This is a genomic window from Occallatibacter sp. (assembly GCF_049802275.1).
Lineage (GTDB): Bacteria > Acidobacteriota > Terriglobia > Terriglobales > Acidobacteriaceae > Telmatobacter.
Window position 1 is genome coordinate 1 of record NZ_JBARMD010000641.1, and the last position, 9,022, is coordinate 9,022.

Sequence of the window (9,022 nt, forward strand, 5' to 3'; positions counted from 1 at the left end):
CTGCTTGCCCGCGCCGCCATCGCCCGCGACATCATCCCCGACGCGCTGCGCAAATCCGGCGCGACCGTAAACGTCGTGGATGCCTATCAGAACGCGATCCCCGCCGGCGCGCCAGATCTGCTACGCGCCGCACTCGCTTCGCGCATCGATGCCGCCACATTCACCAGTTCCTCCAGCGCTGCTCACCTCGCCGAGGTTGCCCGTGCCGCCGCAATCGCCTTCCCATTTCCCGGCGTGAGAGCCATCTCCATCGGCCCCGTCACCAGTGCCACGCTTCGCGAGCTGCGCTGGGAGCCCGACGCCGAAGCCCATACGCACGACATTCCGGGCCTCATCGCCGCGGTCGAGCGAAGTCTCAATTTGTAGTTCTAATTGAAGCTGGAAGTTCTTTTTCAACTCTGCCAGGTTTTGTCTTTGGAGTGGCAAAGCTGCTCGAGGTTGCACTTGTCGCATTTGGGATTACGTGCCACGCACACCTGCCGCCCGTGATGAATCACCTGGTGCGAAAACCGAATCCAGTGATCCTTCGGCAGAATCCGCATCAGGTCCTGCTCCACCTTCTCAGCTGTGTCTGACTTCGTTAGATCGAGCCGCCGCGAAATGCGAAACACGTGCGTGTCCACCACCACGCCCTCAGCCTTGCCATAGCTTACGCCGAGCACCACGTTCGCCGTCTTCCGCGCCGCACCGGGAACGGTGATCAACTCCGCAAGCGTCTCCGGAACCTTGCCCCCAAATCGATCGACAACGGCCTGTGCCGCGCCCTTGATCGACTTCGCTTTGTTATTGAAGAACCCCGTAGTCCGGATAATTTCGATCAACTGCGGAATCTCTGCCTTCGCCATCGCCTCGGGAGTAGGGAATCGCTTGAACAGTTCCGGCGTCACCATGTTGACGCGAACGTCGGTGCATTGCGCCGAAAGAATCGTAGCCACCAGCAATTCCCATGGCGACCGATGCGTCAAGGCGCAAACCGCATCCGGATAAGCCTCATCCAACGCCTTCAAAATCGCCGCAATCCGCTCCGGCGCAAGATCGCGAGAGGCCGAAGTACGATTGGCCGACTTCTTCAACGATTTCTTTTTCTGCAAGGCTTTCGTTGCTGACATGTCCTCTACAGCTTCCCCTCCAGCCACCCACCCAACTTCTCTACCGGCAGCCTCACCCCGAGATAGAACTGCCCGAACAGCGCATACACCGCGCTCACTTCATCAAATCGCATTTCGTAGATCAGCTTCTTGAACACCACCGGATCATCGGCGAACAGATCGACGCCCCACTCCCAGTCATCCATTCCGATCGATCCGGAAATGATCTGCTTCACCACATCGCCATACCGCCGCCCGATCATCCCGTGCTCATGCATCATCCGCTGCCGCTCTGCAAACGGAACCGTGAACCAGTTCACCTGCTCGCCGCGCTTGCGATCCATGGGATAAAAGCACAGATACTTCGCATCAGGAATAGCAGGGAAGAGACGCGACTTCATCGCCTCAGCGCCACGCTTCAGCGATCCCTGAACTTCCGCATTCCAGTCAGGCGTATGGTTCTCAAATCCCTTCGCCGAAGCCGCCTCGTAAGTCTTGCGGCTCGACTCATAAAGTCCGAGCTCGACGACAGAAACATACGAGTGCGTCGGCGTCAGAAAGTCGTAGAACGCAGTCTGCGCCAGATCCAGTTCCACCTGGTTCAACGCGTCAAACGACTCGCGAAAATGTACGAGGATCAGATCGCCCTTATGCCCAAGCTGCGAAAACAATCCCGTCTGCGCTCCGCTGCCCGAACCCTGCTCCAGCTTCTTCAGAGTCGAAGTAAATTCTGCTGCAATGTTCGAACGCTCGCCGTCCGCGCAACCCCGCCACGCCTTCCAGTCAAAACGGAAGAACTGATGCAGCAGTGCAGACCCTTCAAGCGTGAGCGGTACAGGAGGAAACTCAGCCAACGGAAACACCTCATTCGTGCGTTGAAATCAACTCAATCGTAGCAGGTTGATTCGAAGCCTCTAGAAGGGAGCAGCGCCCTTTGGGTTGCCAAAGCTGGGCGTTGACAATCGGAGGGAGCAGGGGCCTTCAGGCCTCTGAATGCCGCGGCAAATAACAGCGGGCTTTAGCCCCGGGTCTCTCTCCGCCCCAGAGTGAAATGATCGGGGATGGGATCAATCATTTCGGACAAGGATGCGGAAGAAAACGGATACTCCCCAGACGCCGTGACCAATCGCCCCCGAACCGGATTCTCTTCGATATATCTCCTGCACGCCTCAAACTTCTCCGCGGTCCGAATTTGCACCTCGTTGAATCCTCGCTCCCAAACATCTCTTTTGCTCTTCAGGCGAAATGAGAAACCTCCTTTGATGAACTGGAGTGCCTTCTCGAGCGAAACATCCGGAGCTGGCGTGAGCAGAAGATGGATATGGTCTGGCATAACCACGAAGGCGTGCAGTTCAAATCGATGCTGGCGTCGATAACTCTGGAGCACATCGAGCATCAATCGTGGCGCAGACTCGAGTTGAAAGAGCGTGCGGCGATTAGCCGTCACCGTCGTGACGAAATAAGTGCGAACGTCTTGCGGTGCGAGTTTCACTTCCGGCAGAATAGAGACTCCGGGCCTAAAGGCCCTGCGTTGCGCGTCACATCTATTCATGGGCCTGAAGGCCCACGCTCCCTCCGTCATGGAATGGAACGATTTGAAGATCCCTCTCTATATATCTCTCTCTTTTGATTCGCGCTCAACGGCCCCTGTGAGGCAATTTCAAGCTTTATACTGAAACAAGCCCATGACCGAACGCATTCTGCCCTACTTGATCCACTTCGTCACCCAGGTCATCGGCTCATTGGGATACGCCGGCATCGCCGCCCTGATGGGGATTGAGTCCGCCTGCATCCCGCTTCCCAGCGAAATCATCATGCCCTTCGCTGGCTACCTGGTCTACACCGGACGCTTCAGCCTTTTCTGGGCAGCGACTGCGGGCGCCATCGGCTGCAACCTGGGGTCCATCATTGCGTACTGGGTCGGCGCCGCGGGCGGTCGTCCGCTGGTTGAGCGCTACGGCCGCTGGGTGCTGATGAGCCATCACGACCTCGATCGCATGACGAAATTCTTCGAAAAATACGGCACCATCACCGTCCTGCTCGGTCGCCTTCTCCCCGTGGTCCGCACCTTCATCGCGTTTCCGGCGGGTGTGGCGAGAATGCCGCAGCTGCGTTTCCACATCTATACGTTCATCGGATCATGGCCCTGGTGCTACGCGCTTGCTTACGCCGGCATGAAGCTCGGTGAAGCGTGGCATACCGATCCGCGATTTGAACAGGCGTTTCACCGTTTTCATCTCGTCGTCGAGTTGGGCCTGCTCGCCGCGATTATCTGGTTCGTCTGGACGCACATCAACCGCTTCCGCCAAGCCAGCGAAGCGTGAGCCATGGGCCGCGAAGGTCACCGGCTTGCGGGAGTACACTGTTGCGTCTGTGTTTTTTTGGATTTTGTGACTTGTAAAGCGATCAAAGGAAGGTTAGGAAAAACGAAATGAGCAATACAGAACAAAGCGGCCAGAAGGCAGGAGCCGCATCGGTTGCGATGCCCGAGCCCGCCAAGGGCAAGCTGGGAGTGATGGTTGTGGGATTGGGCGCCGTGGCGACTACGATGATCGCCGGCGTTGAAGCTGTGCGACGCGGTTTGGCGAAGCCCATCGGCTCGCTCACACAAATGGGCACTGTCCGCCTGGGCAAGCGCACTGACAACAAGTCGCCGCTGGTTAAGGATTTTGTTCCGCTCGCTGACCTGAACGACATCGTCTTTACCGGATGGGACATCTTCGAAGACAACGTCTACGAAAGCGCCGCACACGCCAAGGTTCTCGACAAGGAAACACTTCAGCAGCTCAAGCCCTACCTCGAAACCATCAAGCCGCTGCCCGCTGTTTTTGACCAGTTCTACGTCAAGCGCCTCAACGGCACGCACGTCAAGAAGGGCAAGAACAAGCGCGATCTCGCTGAGCAGGTGCGCGCTGACATACAGGCATTCAGAAAGACAGTCGATCGCGTCGTCATGATCTGGTGTGGCTCGACTGAAATCTTCCTCGAGCCGTCCGCTGTTCACCAGTCCATCGAAGCTTTCGAGAAAGGCCTTGAGGCCAACGATCCCGGCATCGCGCCCTCACAGATCTATGCCTACGCGGCGCTGACAGAGGGTGTTCCGTTTGCCAACGGCGCGCCAAATCTGACCGTCGACGTGCCGGCTATGATCGAGCTCTCTAAAAAGAACGCGGCGCCGATCTGCGGCAAGGACTTCAAGACCGGTCAGACCTTCATGAAGACAGTGCTCGCGCCGGCCTTTAAAGCGCGCCTCCTCGGCGTCTCCGGCTGGTACTCCACTAACATTCTCGGCAACCGTGACGGCGAAGTTCTCGACGATCCCGAGTCCTTCAAGACCAAGGAAGAGTCCAAGCTCGGTTCGCTCGAGTACATCTTCCAGCCCGAGCTCTATCCCGACCTCTACAAAGACATCTTCCACAAGGTCCGGATCAACTACTATCCGCCACGCGGCGACAACAAAGAAGGCTGGGACAATATCGACATCTTCGGATGGCTCGGCTATCCGATGCAGATCAAGGTCGATTTCCTTTGCCGCGATTCCATCCTCGCTGCTCCGATCGCGCTTGATTTGGTCCTGTTCCTCGATCTCGCGAAGCGCACGCCATCGCTCCAGTCCATCGGCATACAGGAGTGGCTGAGCTTCTACCTCAAGTCTCCTCAGACCCGCGAGGGCCTCTATCCCGAACATGATCTCTTCATCCAGTCCATGAAGCTCAAGAACACCCTTCGCCACATCATGGGCGCCGACTTGATCACGCACCTGGGCCTCGAATACTACGACTAGCCAACGGCGGGTGCAGTTGCCTTTCGCTGAGCGGCCAGGATCAAAGCCTCACCCTGAAGGTGGGGCTTTTTTATTCAGCTTTAAATATGCATTTCACGCCCCGGGAACTAAGGTCTATGAACCCCTGACATCTATCCTCGATGCCTCGTCTGCGTTCTAGTAAGAACGACCGTTGCTGGGTGATCATCCGGCGGGACTAGATCGTCGAAGTTACATCCAGTGACCAGGAGGATCGATCGTGCAAGACCTCATCCTGAAACTGTATCTCGCCGCAAGGACCCTGCTCGATCGCACAGAAGGCCAGGGAATGACCGAATATGCAATGGCGGTGGGTCTGATTGCCTTCGGATGCATCGCCGGCGAGGCGGCCATTGCCACCAGCGTCAATCGGGTCTTCATTTCGATCAGCACGGTCATCGTGAACGGCGTTGCGCAATAACCCGCGCTGGCCTTAGACACTGCGCACGACTCCATCAAGAAATAGGTCCGTCGCGCAGCAACTTCAGCGCCCGTCCGCCCACGATCACAGAATCCCCCACCGCGGTTACCCCGAAGGGATCTTCAAGATTTTCCGTGTCTACGATCTGCCGCCAGGCCTTGCCGCGCGGAGATTGCGGAATCGTGAACTCCACCCCTTGATCGGCTGCATTCACAAGCAGCAGAAAGCTGTCATCGATAACAGGGTCCCCATCTTCATCCGACACTTGCAGAGTGCAACCATTCAGCAGCAGCGCAATGGCGCGGTTCCACTCGGCGTTCCAGGCATCGTCTGACACCTCGTTGCCGTCCGGATTGAACCACACCGCGTCCTTTTCGAGCAGCACAAGGCTTCCGTCAGAACGCCGGCGAACTTCGCGATCCTGGAAGAACTTCCGCCGGTGCAGGTTCGGATGCGCGAGCCGAAGCTGAATGATTCTGCATGTAAACTCCCGCAATCGCTCGCGGCGCTCGTCGAGATTCCAGTCCATCCAGGTGAGCTCGTTGTCCTGGCAGTAGCAGTTGTTGTTGCCCATCTGCGACCGCGCCACTTCATCGCCACCTGCCAGCATAGGCACGCCTTGCGACAGCAGCAGCGTGGCAAGAAAATTCCGCATCTGTCGCTCGCGCAGGCGATTGATCTCCTGATCATCCGTCGGCCCTTCAACGCCCATGTTCCACGAGTCATTGTTGTCGGATCCGTCCTTATTGTCCTCGCCATTCGCCTCGTTGTGCTTCTCGTTGTAGCTCACCAGGTCGCAGAGGGTAAACCCATCATGCGCAGTCACGAAGTTGATGCTCGCATATGGCTTGCGCCCGTCGAACTGGTAGAGATCGCTCGATCCGGTAAGACGATACGCGAAATCAGACAACTGCCCTCCATCCCCTTTCCAGAACCTGCGCACTGTGTCGCGATATTTCCCGTTCCACTCCGCCCACAAAACAGGGAACTGACCCACCTGGTATCCGCCCTCGCCCACGTCCCACGGTTCAGCAATCAGCTTCACCTCGGCCAGTGTTGGGTCTTGATGAATCGTGTCGAAGAACGATGAGAGTTTGCTCACGTCGTGCAGTTCGCGCGCCAGGGTCGCCGCCAGGTCAAAGCGAAACCCGTCCACGTGCATGTGCGTGACCCAATAGCGCAGCGAGTCCATGATCATCTTCAGCACCTGCGGATTGCGCACGTTCAGCGAATTCCCTGTGCCGGTATAGTCCATGTAAAACTGCGGCTCGTCCTGCATCAGCCTGTAGTAGGTTGCGTTATCTACGCCCTTCCAACTCAGCATCGGACCCATGTGGTTGCCCTCGCACGTGTGGTTGTACACCACGTCGAGAATCACTTCGATGCCCGCCGCATGCAGCGCCCTCACCATCTCTTTGAACTCGCGCACCTGGCCGCCCTGGTCGCCGCTGGAAGAGTAACGCGAGGTCGGGGCAAAGTATCCCAGCGTGTTGTAACCCCAGTAGTCGCGCAGTCCCTTTTCAACGAGATGGCCTTCATCGATGAAGTGATGAATGGGGAGTAATTCCACCGCGGTGATGCCGAGATTTTTGAAATAGTCGATGCTAGCCGGATGCGCAAGCCCGGCGTACGTTCCGCGCAGGTTTTCCGGGATTTTGGGATTGCGGTAGCTAAACCCTTTGACGTGCGCCTCGTAAATTACCGAATCGGGCAGCGGGGTCTCGGGTTTGCAGTCATCCGCCCAATCAAACGGATCATGAATCACGACAGACTTCGGCACACCGCGCGCGCTGTCCTGTTCGTCAATCTTCAGCAGGTCGCCTGAAGCAACATCGTAGGGGAAAATGGGGGCCTTCCAATCAACCTGGCCTGAGATCGCTTTCGCATACGGATCGACCAGCGACTTCGCCGGATTGAACAGCAGTCCCTGCTTCGGATCCCACCGCCCGTGAACGCGGTAGTTGTAAAGCTGTCCAGGCTTGATGTCCCTGATGAATCCGTGCCAGACAAACGCTGTCCGCTCGCGCAGCGTCGCGCAGTCCGTCTCGTTTCCATCTGCGTCATAGAAGCACACGTCCACGCGATCTGCCCCCTCTGAGAAGAGAGCAAAATTCGTGCCTTTCCTGTGTGCCGTGGATCCTAAAGGATAGGGCTTACCGGGCAGCAACGTGCGGCTCATTATGCGCTTCGATGCACGCCAGATAAGTACCGTTGTTTGTTGCTGCCAGGAAAAGCAGAGGACTATGCCGCCATCGCCTTTGCGAGCCGCCGAATGGTCAGTACGGTAATGTCATCTTCCTGCCCGAATGCCTTCGCCGCGTCCGCAATATAAAACGCTGTCTGGTTGCTCAGATTGTGCACGCGATCAAACCCAAACAGCTCGCCTGACCCCTGCCGCGCCTCTACGACGCCATCCGACATCATCAGCAGCCGGTCGCCGGGATGCAGGTAGAGCCTCACTTCGTCGTACGCCACATCGTCAACAACGCCGAGCGGAAGTCCGCCGGGCAGCCTGACCTCCTGGGTATTCAAATACGGCGGCAGATGGCCCGCATTGGCAACCACCACCTCACCGTCCGGCCCGAACCAGCAAACCTGGCAGGTTGTGAAGCTGTCGCTGCCAATCAACACCCGGTTCAGCGACTCAAGTATCCGCGCCGGACTTCTCTCCGCGGTGCGTCGCAGCGCCCCCATCAGCATCGACACATTCATCGCAGCCTGCAAACCCTTGCCGGCTACGTCGCCAAGAATCACCAAAAGGCCACCGTCTGCTGTTGGCTCAATGTGGAAGAAGTCGCCGCCGACTTCGGTCGCCGGGTTGTAAACCGAGTCCACCTCGTACCCAGGCGTCTCCACCTTCTCGCGCGGAATCATCAATTCCTGCACGCTGCGCGCAGCCGCCAGTTCGCCGCTGGCGCGCTCCTGCTCGTGGTGAATGCGCAGGAAGCGCACAAAGATGATGACAATGATGGCCAGCAGTCCGGCGAAATCCGCAATCGCCGCAAAGTGGATCGGGATCGGCCCCGCCTGGATCGTCAGTGGAGATTTGTAGGTGCCGCCGCCTATCTCTCCCATGCCGCCGGTCAAAAACGGCTCGATGATGCCAACCATCGTCAGCACCAGCGGAATCAGCAGCAGCCCCGCTTCGAAGTTCCGCTTGATCGTGGCAATAATCAGCGTCAGGAAGACAAAGATCGCCCAGCCAATCACCCAGAAAATGGCGCTCAACAGCACGACGACCAGGGCAATGGTTACCGCCTTATTGTGACCGACAAGCAGAATCGTCGGAGCAATAAGCGCCAATATCGGTGCCGTATAGCGCAGAGCCTTGATGTACCAGCGGCGCTTCAGCGCGAGGAAAGCAACCAGGAACTCAAAGTACAGATAGGCTGAAATGAACACGAGCTGGAGGTAGAGTCCGCCTGACCATATGTTGTCGAGGAGCGCGGAACTGCTGGCCTGATCGATGATGCTGGTCGGTACTTGCACCAGTTCGTGCAACGCCAACCAGAGATACTCCGGATGTCCCTTCTGCGTGAAGTAGAGGGTCAGAAGGAATACCGACAGGAACAACAGAAGGATGGCAATCACAAGGCGCGGGAGACGCTCGAAGAGCGTGCGCACCGACCACAGACTGAGCGCCTCCTCCAATTCGTGCGGAGGGCCCAGCTCGAATTTCCGGTTGAAGAAGAAGTTGGTATAGCCCTTAAG

General features: G+C 57.6%; 9 protein-coding genes. 4 read left to right on the forward strand and 5 right to left on the reverse strand.

Annotated elements, in window-relative coordinates; genetic code table 11:
* The coding region (locus tag WA354_RS21595; RefSeq protein ID WP_472815088.1) for a uroporphyrinogen-III synthase at positions 1–366 on the forward strand (366 nt) is incomplete at its 5' end.
* Positions 367–392: 26 nt separating this feature from the next.
* On the opposite strand, the gene nth is transcribed toward WA354_RS21595, so the two are convergent.
* The 3 genes from nth to WA354_RS21610 form a co-directional block, all read right to left on the reverse strand.
* Entirely contained in the window at positions 393–1,109 is a 717-nt protein-coding gene (gene nth, locus WA354_RS21600) for an endonuclease III (protein ID WP_472815089.1), read from the reverse strand.
* 5 nt (positions 1,110–1,114) lie between these two features.
* A complete protein-coding gene (gene hemQ / locus WA354_RS21605) occupies positions 1,115–1,942 on the reverse strand; it encodes a hydrogen peroxide-dependent heme synthase (RefSeq protein WP_472815090.1) in 828 nt (275 codons plus the stop codon).
* Positions 1,943–2,106: 164 nt separating this feature from the next.
* Positions 2,107–2,640 carry an REP-associated tyrosine transposase gene (locus WA354_RS21610; protein WP_472815091.1) on the reverse strand — a complete coding sequence of 178 codons (534 nt, stop codon included), beginning with the start codon at positions 2,638–2,640 and terminating at the stop codon, positions 2,107–2,109.
* A 133-nt stretch (positions 2,641–2,773) separates the two neighbouring features.
* On the opposite strand from WA354_RS21610, the gene WA354_RS21615 reads away from it, so the two are divergent.
* The 3 genes from WA354_RS21615 to WA354_RS21625 all read left to right on the forward strand — a co-directional run bounded on the left by WA354_RS21615 (position 2,774) and on the right by WA354_RS21625 (position 5,311).
* Complete coding sequence (locus WA354_RS21615; protein WP_472815092.1) at positions 2,774–3,412, forward strand: DedA family protein; 639 nt, start codon at positions 2,774–2,776, stop codon at positions 3,410–3,412.
* Between the two features lie 107 nt (positions 3,413–3,519).
* Positions 3,520–4,872, forward strand: coding sequence for an inositol-3-phosphate synthase (locus WA354_RS21620; protein WP_472815093.1), 1,353 nt, complete (start codon positions 3,520–3,522; stop codon positions 4,870–4,872).
* Between the two features lie 238 nt (positions 4,873–5,110).
* Positions 5,111–5,311, forward strand: a complete 201-nt coding sequence (locus WA354_RS21625) for a Flp family type IVb pilin (RefSeq protein WP_472815094.1) — start codon at positions 5,111–5,113, stop codon at positions 5,309–5,311.
* Positions 5,312–5,345: 34 nt separating this feature from the next.
* Here WA354_RS21625 and glgX read toward each other — a convergent pair whose 3' ends face one another.
* Both glgX and WA354_RS21635 read right to left on the reverse strand, forming a co-directional pair.
* Entirely contained in the window at positions 5,346–7,490 is a 2,145-nt protein-coding gene (gene glgX / locus WA354_RS21630; protein WP_472815095.1) for a glycogen debranching protein GlgX, read from the reverse strand.
* A gap of 62 nt (positions 7,491–7,552) precedes the next feature.
* On the reverse strand, positions 7,553–9,022 hold a 1,470-nt coding region (locus tag WA354_RS21635), incomplete at its 5' end, for a PP2C family protein-serine/threonine phosphatase (RefSeq protein ID WP_472815096.1).

What these genes read in the sequence shown, in the direction of transcription:
- nth (WP_472815089.1), bottom strand. Translation starts at nt 1,109, where the DNA reads ATGTCAGCAACGAAAGCCTTGCAGAAAAAGAAATCGTTGAAGAAGTCG.
- WA354_RS21610 (WP_472815091.1), bottom strand. Translation starts at nt 2,640, where the DNA reads ATGAATAGATGTGACGCGCAACGCAGGGCCTTTAGGCCCGGAGTCTCT.
- WA354_RS21615 (WP_472815092.1), top strand. Translation starts at nt 2,774, where the DNA reads ATGACCGAACGCATTCTGCCCTACTTGATCCACTTCGTCACCCAGGTC.
- WA354_RS21620 (WP_472815093.1), top strand. Translation starts at nt 3,520, where the DNA reads ATGAGCAATACAGAACAAAGCGGCCAGAAGGCAGGAGCCGCATCGGTT.
- glgX (WP_472815095.1), bottom strand. Translation starts at nt 7,490, where the DNA reads ATGAGCCGCACGTTGCTGCCCGGTAAGCCCTATCCTTTAGGATCCACG.